Below are 16,290 nucleotides of genomic sequence, written 5' to 3'. Positions count from 1 at the left end.
AGAAACAGCCTGCTTGTATATAAAATACAAGCAGGCTGTTAATGGGCTTTATGTCTAGGATGCAACGTGGCTGGACTGTAAAATTGCAGACAACTTCTCTTGGAAAGACGGAATGCCTACACGCTGTACATACGCATAAAAGCTTTCGCCAGCAATCCTATTTTCTTTGTAAAACAGAATAAGCTCTGCCAATACAGGACCAACCTGATCGCCACGCACGCGGCCTTTGAGTGCCTTGTTGAACTGGGCATCTGCTCCAAGTGCCCCGCCGACAGCGATGTCGAACGCGTCAACCATGCCTTCAGGTGTCTTAAGGAGCGAGCCTTGCAGTCCAATGTCGGCAATATGCTTTTGACCGCAGGAATTCGGGCAACCAATAAAATGGATGCGCACCTTTTCATCCAATTGTACGTGCTGATCCAAATACTCGGCAACGTCAATCGCTCGCTTTTTCGTTTCCACAATCGCCAGATTGCAAAACTCATTTCCTGTGCAAGATACTGTACGGCTCATAAAATGCTTGGGCTGTGGTGTCAGGCGTTGCAGCACGGGAGCTTTTAGTAGCTCATCTACTTGATCATCCGGCACACCGCTCAGCAAAATATTTTGCGACATCGTGGTACGAATCTGCCCATCACCGTAGCGGTCAGCCAGGTCGGCCAGTTCATGCAACTCGTCAGCACTGAGGCGACCAACAGGTACGTTCAGACCGACATAGTTCAGACCTTCTTGGGCTTGGGGATGTATACCGTCAAAATAGGCGGCTTGCCAGCCAATGGTTTTATCTTCACCTCGTCCCGGCATTTCGCCAGTGTACTCAGTCAGCTTGGCCAGGAATTTGTCTGGGCCCCAATCGGCAACAAGGAATTTCAGACGGGCATGGTGCCGTTTTTCCCGATAGCCGTAATCACGGAAGATGGTGGTGACAGCAATAGCAACCTTCAGTACTTCCTCAGGACGGACAAACAAATCCAGCGGATGTGCCAAATGCGGCTTGGCGGATAGTCCTCCGCCAACCATCACATGGAAGCCAACCACTTCTTTTCCGTTAAGGATCTTGGTTGCCGGTGTGAAGGACAGGTCGTTAATTTCGGCCTGTGCATTATTGTACGTATTACTGGAGATGGACATTTTGTATTTGCGCGGAAGATTGGAAAAGTCGCGATTCAATAAGAAAAAGCGGTTTACTTCATCTACAATCTCCTGAGTATCCACCAGCTCATTAGGATCAATGCCAGCCAGAGGATTGCCGACAATGGTACGCGGGCAGTCCCCACAGGCTTCAAAGGAATACAAATCAACCTTTTCCAGCCGTTCGAAAATATCCGGCAAGCTTTCAACGGTCAGCCAGTGAAATTGAATAGCCTGACGGGTGGTGACATCCACAAGACCACGCCCGTATAGTGCGGAGATGTCTGCTAAGGCACGTGCCTGGGCTGAAGTCATGATCCCTGTGTTGATGCGGACGCGCATCATGAAATGACCATCCTTGGGTTTTTGCTGGTAAACCCCAGCCCATTTGAATCGGTCCATATCGTCCGCAGAGATTGAGTCATACCCTTTGTGTGCATAGCTTTCGATGATGGTACGTATAACGTCGAGACCATCCTTTTCCAGCTTGACTAACTCAAACTTGTTAAGCTTATCGGGATGAGCATTCCAGATGGGTTCATAGGCCATCTTTTTAACCTCCTTCATGTGTCTTATTTATACTTGAGATTTTGGATATAGAACTCACGATTTTTTATTTCCGACAATATAACTAAGATATAATGTGATGGTATCATAGTTGGTTATGCCCGTAAACGAAGGAATGGTTCAAAGGGTATAACGATTTTTTATTGTTTTTGCTTATTTTTTTGATATAAGGATTTGGAAAATTTATAATATAAATAGTATGAGAGGATAGGGATGTGGCAAACGGCGCTTTTTTAGAAAAAGATAGGGCTTAAAGCGATTGTATGCGTGTCCCCTCTATGGTAGATTTGGACTAACTGATAGAACAGGGTCATGTTAGAGAGGAAATGGTGAGTATATGCGTAAGATGGGGAAAAGGGTAGCTGTGCTGGCTTTGGGCAGCGCTCTATGTGTTTCTGGAACGGCAGGTGCAGCCAGCAGTGGAGCTGCGTTGAAGGCCAAGGTCATTAATGGCGGGGTCTATGTTAACGTAAGTGATATGAATAAAGCATTAGGAACCAGTGGCGCGTATAACAGCGCAAATGGTACATATACGTTATCGGCCGATCGTGTGCCGCAGGTCGTTAAAAATGTATCTCCTTCGGTAGTCGGCATCATTGGCCGTTCTGCGACAGGAGAGACCGTAGCAGGGGGAGACCGATACAACCTGGCTCACGGCACGGGTGTCATCATTCGGGCAGATGGATGGATTGTTACGAACGCGCATGTAATCGAAGGATTAGGTGATGCCGTAGTTGTAACCTCGGACGGAAAATCTTACGGAATTATCGACAGCTACAGCGATCCGATCAGTGACTTGGCGTTGATTAAAATTAAGGCAAGCGGTCTTAAACCTGCTACCTTTGCAGCTTCTACGAATAGTTTACAGGTAGGCGAGCAGGTAGTAGCTATCGGTACGCCGATCTCCTTTTCACTTCGTAACTCGGCAACCTCAGGTGTTGTTAGCGGGCTGAACCGTGGTGTCAACGCTGCGTATCGTCTCATTCAAAGTGATACCGCGATCAACCCTGGTAACAGCGGTGGTCCGCTGGTCAATCTCAAGGGCGAGGTTATCGGGATCAATACAATGAAGTTCTCAGCGGTCGGAATTGAAAATATGGGCTTTTCGATTCCGGCGGATACAGTGAAATATGTCATCAATCAATTTTTCAAATATGGTGAGGTTCGACGTGCTAGTCTTGGTCTAGGGCTTGAAGAGAGCTGGTCGGCTATCGTGGGGTTGCCTACCGAGGACCCTTTGAAAGTCACTAAAGTCACCTCAGCCAGTGCCGTACAGGTTAAAATCAAGGAAGGCGATGAGTTGTATAGTATTAACGGCAAGCGTGTAGCTTCCGCCATTGATGTCAATGAGCTGCTTAAAAACTATCAACCGGGCCAAACGGTGAGTGTACTTATGCAGTCGGACGGTGATATTGTGAAGCGCAAGCTGGTATTGACACAGGATACTGGTGAAATTTATGATTCCATTCAGTCTGGAGAAGATCTTGAAGACTCGAATGAATCAGGAGCTGCTGTAGATGACGGTATAGCGCCTTCGAAGGAAGCGTCAGATTCAGCTACGGGAAAGTGAACGATAACGGCTCATCAATCTATAAAATAAAGCTAAAGGGAGATTTACTGTGAAGCATATGCAAAGAAAAATGATGCGTAAGCTGGGGGTCGGCGCTGTCGCATTGTCCCTTCTGCTTACCGCTTTACCAGCAGTTGCAGCAGATCAAGATAAAAACATATTGGAATTGCGTCTGCAAAGCGGCAGCAATACAGCCATCGTGAACGGCCAAAATGCGAATATTACGAAACCCTATTCCAAAAGTGGAGCACTGATGGTTCCGGCTGGTGTGTTTAAAAAGGCATTTAACAGCAAAATTCGCCTAGCTGAAGATAATGTGGTTAAGATCACCAGCGGCACTCACGTTGTATCGCTGACAATCGGTAGTCGTACAGCCTGGGTGAGAGGACACAAGGTGACACTTCCGGCTCCACCGGAAATGTCGTCAGGAATCCTCATGGTGCCTTTGCGTCAAGTAGCAGAAGGACTGGGCGGTAAGATGGAGAAGAATGGCGCAGGAATCATCATTCGAATGGAAGCCCAAGAAGAGGCGGGCACGGTAGCAGAAGAATCACCGAACATTGATAATGATGAGGGCAAGACGCAGATCGGGAATAGTTACTACGATTGGTCTATGAACTATCCAACAGGACTCGTCATCGGTCAGGGGGGTGGAGATGAGAGTATTTCCACATTTATGGACGAGAACAGTGCATACTATATGGAAGTACACACAGCAATACAGCCGGTTCCACTGAATGCAGACGATTTGTTGCAACAATTGGTGCAGGCAGCCAAGGAAACGGGAGAAACTGTAGTGGACCGAAAATCCTTCCCGAAAGCGAAAGTGCCTTATGCTCGTGTTATTACGAAGGATGGGGACGGCGTACTGTGGGAAAATCGTCAGTACTATGACAACGGACGACTGTATGTCGTTTATTTTTCCGATGCTAAAGCAACGAACTATAAAGATCTGGCCCAGTATGCTGGACTGTTGAACTCCTTTAAAACCTCTTTTAATGCACAGGATAAAAGTATTAAAGACTTGTCCACTGTTGTAGGAGGCACACGAGAGGCTGGGAATCCAGACTACGGTGTGTCACTTAAAATACCTGCAGGCTGGAAAATGGACGACCAGCGGATGCAATATGAAAGCAATGACGGATCAAGCTTCCACATGAAAATCACCTCTGCTCCAGCAGATGGAAAATTGGAAAACTGGGGTCAGCAACTGCAAAAATGGCTGAGCGATTCATTTGTGTCCACAGCATACGAGGCACAAAAGACGTACCCGCTGGAGGTTGCAGGTGTTCAGGGATTAGTACAGGAGTACCGCTATAATTTTGGGGATGGATGGGTCAAGGAGTACAATGTGCTGATTCAGCAAAATGGATATCGCTACCTGGCTGAATACGCAGTGCCTGAAAAGGTAAGCAAGGGAAATGACCAGTTCAACGCGCTCATTTCTTCGCTTCAAATCGATTTCCAAACGGTAGCGAATAACTTTGGACAGTTGGAAGAGGATGACTATCTGGCGGACAAAACGAAAACGATCAAAAAGACGTCTAAAGCATATGAATATACAGTAAATATCCCACGGTATTGGACCGCGGTTAGCGATCAATTTGAATTGGGCGATATAGAGTATCAATTTACCGGAGGACGTTTTTCTATCAAAATCGACAACGACCAAACCTTTGAATTAACGGTGTCCCAGCTTAAAGACTTCTATGATAAACAAGCCAAAAACTATAAAAACCTCAAAGTGGAGGAAGTTAAGGACGTAACGTTTGCTGGAGTTCCGGCAGTGTCCTTTACATTCCACCGTGTGGAGGAAGGCATCGGTTATACAGGTCGCCAAATCGTTCTGGAACATAACGGTAAAACATATACCGTAACAACTACATTAAACGATGCGAACAACACGGGTGTACAGTCCAACGCACTGGATTCGACGTTGAATTCGTTTAGTTTTGTGAAGTAAGAAGGTGTGGGTAAAAGATCAGTGAGTTGTAGTGGGAAGAGGCTACGCGTGCCATTTGATCCTACGATCGCTGTTGACCCGGGATTCTTGGATTGTGTAAGGATTGAATAGTAAGAATCCCAGGTCAAAGGCGAACGCTCGCGCTTCTTCGGATTCAAATGGCCCGCTTCGCTGGCCACCGCCAAATATCCCTAATCTTTTAAAGAGTGAAGTAAGCAGGGAAGTGCGAAGGCTGCTACTTTTACGAGGCTTATTCTGCCTTTTTGCTATAATACGACCTAGCTTTAACATGCAGCTGTTTCGTGCGGCAAGGTCAGTAAGCTTTGGTAATAAGAAAAAATGGAAGGCGAAGTATAGGGGGAATCCGAAAATAATTACGCTAAAGGCAGTCGACAAAAGTAATTGGGAAGAATGTGCTGAACTTCAACCGAGCCCTGAGCAACAAAGGTTTATGGTATCTAACCTTTACTCAATTGCGGAATGTCAGTTTTTGGATGGGTTTTTATCTAGAGCGATTTATAATAATGACGTATTGATTGGTTTTACGATGTTTGGTTTAGACCCGGATGACGGGAATTACTGGATTTACCGATTTATGATTGACGAAAGATTTCAAGGCCAAGGCCATGGTTACCATGCAATGTTGCTGGTTATTGACGAAATAAGGAAAGCCAGTAATCGGACTGATATGATCATGATTGGATATAAACCAGACAATGAACTTGCTAGAAAGCTATACAGAAAATCTGGTTTCAGGGAGGAAGGAATATCACCCTGGGGAGAAATGCTTGCGAAGTATAGCTTTGCCTAGTTAATGGTATGATGACGCACCTCCAATGCACCGCTGACCGGGATTGGAGGTGTTTTTGTATTTCAGTATTATATTTTTAAAGGAATCGCTTGGAAAGTGTAGAAGCTTGGGGCGCAGTCTGGTACACTAGATTAGTTACAAGATAAGAATAATTTCTGCCGCAGATGTTTGTGATGCGGATTTTTTGAGTTGGATGCGTTTCAGGCAAGGGACCGATGGTTCAGCGTGTGAATGATCGGACAAGATGATAGAGACAGATAGGCTTAAGAAATAAGATTCTTAGTAGGTTTCCATATCCCTGACTGAACATAACCAGCTTTGGAATGAGTGGATGGAACATTAATGAGATTACCAAGTAAGCAGCATAGCTGCCCTGAAAACAACGATGCTCCAATGAGGGACCATTCGTTTTCAGCATATAGGGAGGGCAATAATGAAATCAGCAGTACGAAGAGAAGATGTCGAGCTTCTGGCACCAGCAGGTGACTGGGATTGTATGCGTGCGGCGGTAGCGAACGGAGCCGATGCGATCTTTTTTGGAGTGGAAAAGTTCAATGCACGGGCACGGGCGAATAATTTTCGCATGGATGAATTGCCCGAAATTATGGCCTTTTTGCATAGCTACGGAGTTAAGGGCTTTTTGACATTCAATATACTAGTATTTGAAAATGAGCTGGAGGACGCTAAAGAGCTGGTTGATGCCTGTATTGATGCCGGTGTCGATGCCCTAATTGTTCAGGATATGGGCTTGGTGAAAATGATTCGTGACATTTCGCCGGATTTTCCGATCCATGGTTCTACTCAAATGACGATTACCTCGCCGGAGGCTGTAGAATTCACGAAGCCGTACAACATGGAACGGGTTGTGCTGGGGCGTGAAAATAATCTAAAACAGATTCAAAAAATTGGCGATCAAGCAAGGCTTCCGATGGAAGTATTCGTGCATGGAGCGTTGTGCGTATCTTATTCAGGCCAATGCCTGACTTCAGAAATGTGGGGCGGACGCTCTGCAAACCGTGGTGAATGTGCACAGGCATGCCGTTTGCCTTACGATTTGATGGTGGATGGAGAGCAAAAGCCGATGGCCGATGTGACATATCTGCTATCCCCCAAGGATCTGGCAGCCATTGATTTGATGCCAGAACTGGTCGATGCAGGTGTGGTTTCCTTTAAAATCGAAGGGCGACTGAAAACGCCTGAATATGTAGCGAATGTGGTTAGCAAATATCGTAAAGCCATTGACAAGTATTTTGATGGCGATACGTCCAAGACGAGCAAAGAAGATATCCGCGAGCTGCAGCAGAGCTTTTCACGCGGCTTTACACACGGGTTTCTGGAAGGAACGAATAACAAAAAGCTGGTGGACGGTACGTTCCCGAAAAGCCGGGGCGTGTATCTGGGCCGAGTGGAGCAAATCCTACGTGATGGTGTAGTATGCCGTATCGACGCCCCGCTCAAGCGTGGCGATGGTATTGTATTCGATGCAGGAGATCCTACGCAAAAAGAAGAAGGCGGACGCGTATACGATATCCGCCGCAAGGGCGTGAAGATTGAAGGCGAAGCTGGAGAAGGATGGATCGTTGACATCGTAGCGGGACGCAACGATGTGGATCTGCGCCGTGTGCACGTGGGCGACCGTATTTGGAAGACCAACGACCCGGCGCTGGACAAGCGTTTGCGCCAGTCATACGAAACCGAAAAGCCGTACCGTGTCTTCCCGGTACATGTGCGGGTCAGCGGCTCCCCAGGACAGCCGCTGTCAACATGGTGGACCGACGTGCAGAAAGGCACAACGGTCCGCGTGGACTCTGAGCTGGAACTTGAAGTCGCCCAGAAGCGTCCGATGACGCACGAACTGCTCGAAGAGCAGTTCGGCCGACTGGGCGGAACCGTGTTCCAGCTGGAGGAGTTGGACGTCCATCTGCATGGGGACGTCATCGTACCCATGCGCGAGCTGAACAGCATCCGCCGTCAGGCGGTGGAACTGCTCGCGGGCGAGCGTCCCAAACCGCCCGTATACACGAAGCGGGCTGTAGAGGTGTATGGCGATGCAGCAGCTCCGGCATCGTCTGTGGCACGTGGTCAGGCAGAGCTGACCGCGCTGTGCCGCAGCCTCCCTCAGGTGGAGGCTGCGCTTGAGGCCGGCGTGGAGTTCATCTACGCCGACTTCGAGTTCATCAAGCAATTCCCGGCAGCCGTAGAGGCTGTGCACGGCGCTGGGCGCCGAATTGCGCTGGTGACTCCGCGTATTCACATGCCAGGCGAAAACGGATATCACAACAATATCCTGCGCCTGCAACCGGATGCTGTGCTGGTACGCAATCCGGGAGCATTGTATTTTTACATGCGTCACCGCTTGGAGAACCCGGATGCACATCATCCGCAATTGATTGGCGACTTCTCGCTGAATATCGCCAACCATAAAGCGGCTGACCTGTTCCTGGATTCCGGCTGCGACCTGGTGACACCGTCATATGATTTGAACATCCAACAGATGGTCGATATGCTGGGACGTACACGTACCGACAAGCTGGAGATCGTCATCCAGCAGCATTTACCGATGTTCCATACCGAACACTGCGTGTATTGTACTTTTATGAGTGAAGGCACAGACTACACCAACTGTGGTCGTCCATGTGAGGATCATCGCGCATCCCTGCGTGATCGTATTGGGATGTCTCACCCGGTTCGTGTGGACGAAGGATGCCGTAATACGGTGTACAACGCGATTGAGCAATCAGGCGCGGAATACCTGTCTAACTTCCTAGAACTAGGCGTGTCCCGTTACCGCGTGGAATTTTTGGAGGAGACACCAGAGCAAGTTCATGAGGTTATTGATCTCTATAACCGTGCTTTGCGCGGTGAAATCAGCGGAACACAAGTATGGAAGACGCTGAAAGCGACGAATCAGCTAGGGGTTACACGTGGGCAACTGGTGAAGTAAATATGAATAACTGTATATTTGTTCAGGAGCCAAATATATTTTAGAAACATAATATAATCATATAGTAAGTAGAGATTGAAGACATGTTCTCTTTAAGAGAAGATGTCTTCTTCTTTAACCTATTAAATTTATCCATCTACCTGTTATAATCATAGACAGTATACCTATCCGTTATATTGAAGACAAAGGAGTTTTAACCTATGAAAATCCGTAAAGCAATTATCCCTGCTGCGGGATTAGGGACCCGTTTTCTTCCTGCTACGAAAGCGATGCCCAAAGAGATGCTTCCTATTGTAGATAAACCAACCATTCAATATATCATTGAAGAAGCTGTTGCATCTGGCATAGAGGATATCATTATCGTTACAGGTAAAGGTAAAAGAGCGATTGAGGATCACTTTGATTACTCCTTTGAGTTGGAGCATAATTTGACCTCGAAGGAAAAATGGAACCTGCTTAATGAAGTGCGTAAACCATCAGAGATGGCCGACATCCACTATATTCGTCAAAAGGAGCCTAAAGGCTTAGGACATGCCATCTGGTGTGCACGTAAGTTTATCGGTGACGAACCTTTTGCCGTACTTTTAGGAGATGATATTGTTGAATCTGAGAATCCATGTCTCAAACAAATGATTGATGTGTTCGATGAGTATCAGCGTTCTGTTGTAGGTGTAAAACAAGTCGATTGGAACGAGGTACATCGTTACGGAATTGTTGAAGGTCATGCACTTACTTCCAAAATCTCTGAGGCAGAACGATTAGTGGAAAAGCCGAAGAAGGAAGAGGCTAAATCCAATTTGGCCATCATGGGACGTTATATCTTGACGCCGGATATTTTCGATATCCTAGGTCAGCAATCCGCAGGAGTAGGCGGGGAGATTCAGTTAACAGATGCATTGTCCAAGCTAGGAGAAAAAAGCCCTATTCTAGCTTATGAATTTGATGGCAATCGCCATGACGTTGGCGAGAAGCTGGGATTCATCGAAACGACCATTCATTATGCTCTACAGCATAACGAGATTAAGGATGAAGTACTGGCTTATATGAGACAGGTTATTCAAGAGATTGATGAACAAAAATAAACATCTCACTAAACCAAACTATGCTTCCTCAATGTAAAAAAAGAGACTGGCAGGTGATGTAAAATCATCTGCCAGTCTCTTTTTTCTTACTATTTCTCCGATTTCAACTGTTCAATCTGCTCCTTCTCCTTCGGATCAGCTTGAATCAGTTTCTTATATAAAGCTTCGTCATTTTGGCCCTGTTTTTGAAGGGCGGCCACGTAATAGCGAGCAACCTCACGATTTGTAGAATCGCTCAGGTCGTCCTTCAGGCCGTTTTTGAGGATGCTTGCAGCCTCAGCAGGCTTGCCTGACATGAACTCAATTTTGCCCGTACTGAGCGCAATGCCTGGTGTTACTTCAAAAGTACGTGGCAACTCAATTTCAGGTGGAATCGTCTTAAGATGGGCTACCCTATCCAAAACCTGCTGATAAGCAGCAAGACCTGCTTGGAAATACCTCTGTTCTTTTGCGGTGTCTTTTTGCTCACGTGACTTATTACCAATAGTATAAGCTTGGGTAATCAACATATTGTACCAGTCATTGTCCCAGTTAAAGTTGGAAATATTATTATCCAAAATACTGAAAGCCTGTTCATTCTCACCTTTTGCTTGTAAAAGGTTAACTTTGGAGTTTAACATGATTTTATTATACGGTTCTGCCTTCAGGCCCGTATTTAGTACCTCTATCGCTGCGTTATAAAATTCCTCTTTTTTTGTTTGATCATACACATTCTTGTATAGTGCAGCCAATCTTATTACCGAATCTGGATGTGTAGGGCGAAGCTCCAAATCTTTATTAATAGCACTTTGAATTTCCTCAAATGATGTGCTTACCGCCATAATCTGTTTGGCATTTGTGGCAGCATTGGCTGATTGCACGAAGCGGAGCCCTGCAAAAAGCACAACGATGCTTAGAATGCCAATGACTGCACTATACAGGATGCGGAATCCTGAAGCACTCATAGACAGACGTTTAAGCGGCTTGCTGTCCATGGCAGCGGCCATACCGCCTAGACTCGCAAATACCAGTATGCCCATGAACACGTAACTCATATTAAAGTCCAGCAAGCTGTGAAGTAAGATTGAGAGTGCCAGAATAAGATACAGAAAGTGAGAATCCCGCTCTTCATCATTTTGCCTGATATAGCTGCGAATATATTTGTAGAAAATATATATGATGAATGACATTAAAATTATAAAACCGAAGATGCCTACTTCAACCAGGTACTGCATGAAAAAGTTATGGGCCTGACGGCTGCTATAAGGATAATCCTGGTACTTTTCGTACAAAGTAGCCCATCCGCCACCACCGCTTCCGATAATAGGGTGATCTTTAATTGATTTGGCAGCATCCTGATAGAATACAAGTCGTTCCAGCACACTATGCTGGCGGAAATTGATGTTTTCTAACCGAACTTGAACGTTCTCCGGCAGTACGCTGCGCAAGCCAGTTCCCATTAACAGAAAAGCTAACAAGCCAATCACCACAACTGACCCGACAGGCAACCACAGGTTGGATAACTTCCTTGAGCTCCACCCTTTGAGGGCATTTTCCAGCTTTGGTGCCAGATAACGTTCAACAAGCCACAGTACGACAGCTACAGCCAGAGAGACTCCAATAAGTAATCCCCATCCTTTGGCCGCCTCTCCACCGTTGTAGGTCTTGTTGAGCTGTAATCCCATATTTGTAATCGGCGCCAAGATAGATATTGATGCTACACCAGCAATGGCGCAATGTAAAATCCATATAATTTGGCGTGCAGGGTTAAGGAAAAGCAAGAGCAGCACGAACACGACAGGCAGCATAACCAGACCGCCCCGTGATAAAGTCAGAAATAGCGAGACCAGAATAGGCACCAACATAAAGCCATGAATAGCCTTGCCATACCATAGTTTTGATTTCATCAGACAGAAAACGGCAGCGAATAGGAAAGCCATTAGGAAGGCCGCATATGTATTCGCATATTGGAACACCGATGTCAGCCGGAGACCATTTGTATCTGTCATAACTGCATTGGTATAGCGATACTGATACACATATTGGCTAAACCAGCCTACCATCTTGCCGGCAAGTACCCACTGTCCGAACCAGTTAATGAAGCCAAAACCTACGATGATATAAGCAACAGTCATAATCAGGTTGTGAATAATCTTATTGCCTAACCGATCCTGGAGTAGATAGATTGAAATGATAAACAGGGCAGCATATATGCATTGTACCACCACCATATTCATGGCCAGGTAATGCGAAGCTGCTGACGTCAGTGAGAGCACATAGGTCAGAGGAAGCAGTAATACTAGTACAGCTAGCCAATCCCTTTGCTCTTCTAGCTTGAATTTTTTATAATAGGTTACGATTCCTAAAATTAATAGAATCGTGCTGATGATCAAAGCCCAATACAGAGGCTTCTCAAAGTCGAGCATTTGACCATTAAAAAGTGCAGCCTGGAAGGGGGCCCAAGCTAAGAACAAAATCATGCCAACAATTAACACCCAAAATATAGCCGGCCTTTTATCGTCACGGGTCGACGTTTTGGCCTGTTTCCCGTATACTGGATTCGACAAGGTTTACAATCTCCTTTTCTTGTAGATACGTCAATATTTTAGCACAAATATGATAGTTGAGGTACTTTTTGCTCAAGCGTTGTTGAGTAAATGAGAATGTTACTGGATCTTGTTGTGAAAATTTAAAAAAGGAGAGTTATTAATGAAAGGAATTATTCTTGCTGGAGGTTCAGGAACAAGGCTTTATCCTCTGACTAGAGCCGTTTCAAAACAAATGCTTCCAATTTATGATAAGCCTATGATCTACTACCCTTTATCTGTGTTGATGTTAGCGGGTATAAAGGAAATCTTGCTTATATCTACCCCTAGGGATATACCCTTTTTCAAGGAGCTTCTCGGAGATGGCGGGGCACTAGGCATTTCGATTGAATACAGCGTTCAAGAGAAGCCTAACGGGTTAGCTGAAGCGTTTATTATTGGGGAATCTTTTATAGATGGGGATCCTGTAGCTCTTGTCCTTGGGGATAATATCTTTTATGGACTAAACTTTAGTAAGACGCTACAAAGAGCATCCGAACTCACTGAGGGAGCCATAATTTTTGGATGCAATGTGAAAGATCCAAGAGCATATGGAGTTGTAGAATTTGACAATGATTTTAACGTTTTATCAATTGAAGAGAAGCCTGAGCATCCAAAATCTGATTACGCTATTCCAGGTCTTTATTTTTTCGATAGTAAAGTTGCGGCTTATGCTAAACAAGTCACTCCTTCAGCACGTGGAGAGCTTGAAATAACTTCTGTTATAGATAAGTACTTAAATAATAGAAGTCTGAAAGTAGAGCTTATGGGAAGAGGTATGGCTTGGTTAGATACTGGTACTCATGAATCTTTGTTAGAAGCCTCCAATTTTGTTGAAGCTATACAAAAGAGACAAGGATTATATATATCTAGCATTGAAGAAATAGCTTATCGTATGGGCTACATTAACAATCGTCAGCTTTCCGATTTAGCTAGACCGCTTATGAAAACTGATTATGGAAAGTATCTGCTTGATTTAGCTGAGAGTAGCAAAGTTAGCTTATGACATTGTCAATCTGATGAAAAATTGAAAAAGGGGTTATCTACTTGCGGTTCTCTTTGAAAGTGAAGTGGGGTCTTGTATTTGTGATCAGTATGCTGGTCTTCTCCGTTCTGCTAAATCTATTTATTCAGACGCCCACTACTATGTACTTAAAGATGTCGGTTAAAAGCAAAATCGAAGATGGTTTCCAAGTTTACCTAATGGATACAAAAAAAGGTTCTGTATTAAGCGAAGATAACTCGGTGTCATTGCTCTATTCAACTCCTGGTGTAAGTCAGGAGTTGAAGTTTCGTTTAAATACCGATATTAATAAGATTAGATTGGATTTAGGAAGTAAACCATCTTTACTGACGGTGTCTGATTTTAAAATAGCCTCACTGCTTAAAAATTATGAGTTTAGCATTAATAATATTTCAACGAAGAAAAGTAACCAGATTTCTAGATATGATATCCTTGATTCAGCAGTAAGAATTGAAACAGCTGGCAATGACCCGTATGTTTATGTTTCGCTTCCTCCGAATAATAAGGAGAGGATATTAGAAGATAATACATTGGTAAAGCACTTTATTTGCCTCGGCATTTCTCTTGTTTTATCTATACTGTTATGTTTGCTTTTGAAAATAAGAAAAGAAGTGTTTGGACTTCTGAAGGAACTCTATCAGAACAAAGAACTGATTTATCGTCTTTCGCTGAACGATTTTAAAACTAGATATGCTGGTTCTTATTTAGGGATTATTTGGGCCTTTGTTCAGCCAATTATAACAGTCTTGATTTATTGGTTTGTATTTGAAGTGGGATTTCGTTCAGGTCCTGTTCAAAATGTACCTTATATCCTCTGGCTAATTGCTGGAATTGTTCCATGGTTCTTTTTTGCTGAATCATTAGGTAATTCAACTAATGCTCTTTTAGAATATAATTATCTTGTGAAGAAGGTTGTTTTTCAGATAAGAGTTCTTCCTTTTATGAAAATTCTATCAAGTGCTTACGTACATTTGTTTTTCATTTTAATCATTGTACTTATATATGGAGTGTACGGTTTGTTTCCGGATGTATATTATTTACAGTTATTATATTACTCATTAGCTGCATTCGCTTTAGTTTATAGCATGTCGTTAATAACAAGTTCATTAATTCTTTTCTTTAAAGATCTGGGGCAGATTATTAGTTTGGTTTTGCAGTTTGGGATGTGGCTTACACCGATACTCTGGAATGAGAATATGCTTCCGACTCAATTCAGATGGATTTTGAAAATTAACCCGGCTTATTATATTGCCGAAGGATATAGGGACTCTCTGATTTATAAAGTTTGGTTTTGGGATAGGTATAATCAGTCAGTTTACTATTGGGCACTTACTTGTTTGTTGTTCATAGTAGGGGTGTTCATAATGAAAAAATTGAAGCCTCATTTTGCTGATGTATTGTAGGGATGGTGTTGAATTATGGGTGAATCAGTAATTTCAGTTACTAACGTATCAAAAGTCTATAAATTATATGATGCTGCTATTAACCGTTTAAAGGAGTCTTTAAGTATACGGAAAAAGAAGTATCATAAAGAATTTTATGCACTAAATGATGTATCTCTTTCAGTAAGTAAGGGAGAAATTGTTGGTTTAGTCGGGAAAAATGGCTCTGGAAAATCAACTCTGTTGAAAATTATCACTGGAGTAGTCTCTCCCTCAATTGGTGAAGTTACTGTCGATGGAAAAATCTCCGCTTTGCTTGAATTGGGAACAGGCTTTAATCCTGAGTATACTGGAATCGAGAATGTGTTTCTAAATGGTATGATCATGGGTTTTTCAAGAGAAGAAATGGAGAGAAAACTTGATAAAATACTTGAATTTGCTGATATAGGCGATTTTATTCATCAACCTGTAAAGTCTTATTCGAGCGGTATGTTTGCAAGATTAGCATTTTCGGTCGCTATTAATGTTGAACCGGAAATTTTGATTGTCGATGAAGCTTTAGCGGTTGGGGATTTAAAGTTTCAATTAAAATGTATGGATAAATTTAATGAGTTTAGAGAAAGAGGTAAAACTATACTATTTGTTTCTCATGACATTAATAGCATTAAACGATACTGTACCAGGGCAATATGGTTAAACGAAGGTAAAATAGAAGCTCAAGGTGACACGGAGACCATATGTGATCGATACACTGATTATTTAAAATATGGCGATGACAGAGCGAAAGGCAAAGTTTTTGGCGCCGATATTAACGAAAGAGTATTAAATAAAGATGTAATTGGTTTTATTGAAAAGGTTACATTGTTAAATGAAAATGCAGAGGAAATATCAGATATAACATACGGAAAAAAATGTACCCTTAAAATAGATTATGTAATGAATGATGATGTAGTGGATATTGTGATAGGCGTTGCAGTACATTCAATAGATAACATATATGTTTGTGGTTTAAATACTTTGTTGGATGAAGAAAATATTATATATAATAAAGGTTACAATACCATATATTTAGAATACACTGATTTTAATCTTTTAGGAGGGAGTTACTACTTTGATGTAGCTTTATTTGAAAGAAACGCTCATATTCCGATTGATTATAAGGCCCAGGTCTGTGAGTTCTTTGTTAAAGCTGCTTATATTGCTGAAGGTCTTTGCGTATTACCCCATTCTTGGAGTACGAAAGGATAATCAT

10 protein-coding genes are annotated in these 16,290 nt (G+C 43.6%); 8 read left to right on the top strand and 2 right to left on the bottom strand.

Annotated elements, in window-relative coordinates; genetic code table 11:
- Positions 1–54: 54 nt before the first annotated feature.
- Positions 55–1,680: a nitrite/sulfite reductase gene (locus ACUC6J_RS22115; protein ID WP_031462327.1), complete on the bottom strand. Its 1,626-nt coding sequence runs from the start codon at positions 1,678–1,680 to the stop codon at positions 55–57.
- A gap of 355 nt (positions 1,681–2,035) precedes the next feature.
- On the opposite strand from ACUC6J_RS22115, the gene ACUC6J_RS22110 reads away from it, so the two are divergent.
- From ACUC6J_RS22110 to galU, 5 genes are all read left to right on the top strand, one after another.
- Entirely contained in the window at positions 2,036–3,268 is a 1,233-nt protein-coding gene (locus tag ACUC6J_RS22110; RefSeq protein ID WP_019688752.1) for a S1C family serine protease, read from the top strand.
- Positions 3,269–3,317: 49 nt separating this feature from the next.
- Positions 3,318–5,231, top strand: coding sequence for a stalk domain-containing protein (locus ACUC6J_RS22105; protein WP_242210392.1), 1,914 nt, complete (start codon positions 3,318–3,320; stop codon positions 5,229–5,231).
- 289 nt (positions 5,232–5,520) lie between these two features.
- Entirely contained in the window at positions 5,521–6,042 is a 522-nt protein-coding gene (locus ACUC6J_RS22100) for a GNAT family N-acetyltransferase (RefSeq protein WP_447249423.1), read from the top strand.
- A gap of 433 nt (positions 6,043–6,475) precedes the next feature.
- The gene (locus ACUC6J_RS22095; protein WP_447249422.1) at positions 6,476–8,986 is read left to right on the top strand and encodes a DUF3656 domain-containing U32 family peptidase; all 2,511 of its coding nucleotides are present in this window, start codon (positions 6,476–6,478) and stop codon (positions 8,984–8,986) included.
- A 200-nt stretch (positions 8,987–9,186) separates the two neighbouring features.
- Positions 9,187–10,068 (top strand): UTP--glucose-1-phosphate uridylyltransferase GalU, encoded by an 882-nt coding sequence (galU, locus tag ACUC6J_RS22090; RefSeq protein ID WP_064797879.1) that lies wholly within the window; start codon positions 9,187–9,189, stop codon positions 10,066–10,068.
- A gap of 89 nt (positions 10,069–10,157) precedes the next feature.
- On the opposite strand, the gene ACUC6J_RS22085 is transcribed toward galU, so the two are convergent.
- Positions 10,158–12,614: an O-antigen ligase family protein gene (locus ACUC6J_RS22085; protein ID WP_447249421.1), complete on the bottom strand. Its 2,457-nt coding sequence runs from the start codon at positions 12,612–12,614 to the stop codon at positions 10,158–10,160.
- A gap of 142 nt (positions 12,615–12,756) precedes the next feature.
- Here ACUC6J_RS22085 and rfbA point away from each other — a divergent pair, with 142 nt between their 5' ends.
- The 3 genes from rfbA to ACUC6J_RS22070 all read left to right on the top strand — a co-directional run bounded on the left by rfbA (position 12,757) and on the right by ACUC6J_RS22070 (position 16,286).
- Positions 12,757–13,638, top strand: a complete 882-nt coding sequence (gene rfbA, locus ACUC6J_RS22080; protein ID WP_117290398.1) for a glucose-1-phosphate thymidylyltransferase RfbA — start codon at positions 12,757–12,759, stop codon at positions 13,636–13,638.
- A gap of 89 nt (positions 13,639–13,727) precedes the next feature.
- Positions 13,728–15,059, top strand: a complete 1,332-nt coding sequence (locus ACUC6J_RS22075; RefSeq protein ID WP_447250314.1) for an ABC transporter permease — start codon at positions 13,728–13,730, stop codon at positions 15,057–15,059.
- A gap of 15 nt (positions 15,060–15,074) precedes the next feature.
- Positions 15,075–16,286: an ABC transporter ATP-binding protein gene (locus ACUC6J_RS22070; RefSeq protein ID WP_447249420.1), complete on the top strand. Its 1,212-nt coding sequence runs from the start codon at positions 15,075–15,077 to the stop codon at positions 16,284–16,286.
- Positions 16,287–16,290 lie beyond the last annotated feature (4 nt).

It is taken from the genome of Paenibacillus sp. JJ1683 (assembly GCF_053006485.1).
Note: the sequence above shows the minus strand (reverse complement) of the source record. Positions and strands in the feature narration are given on the sequence as shown.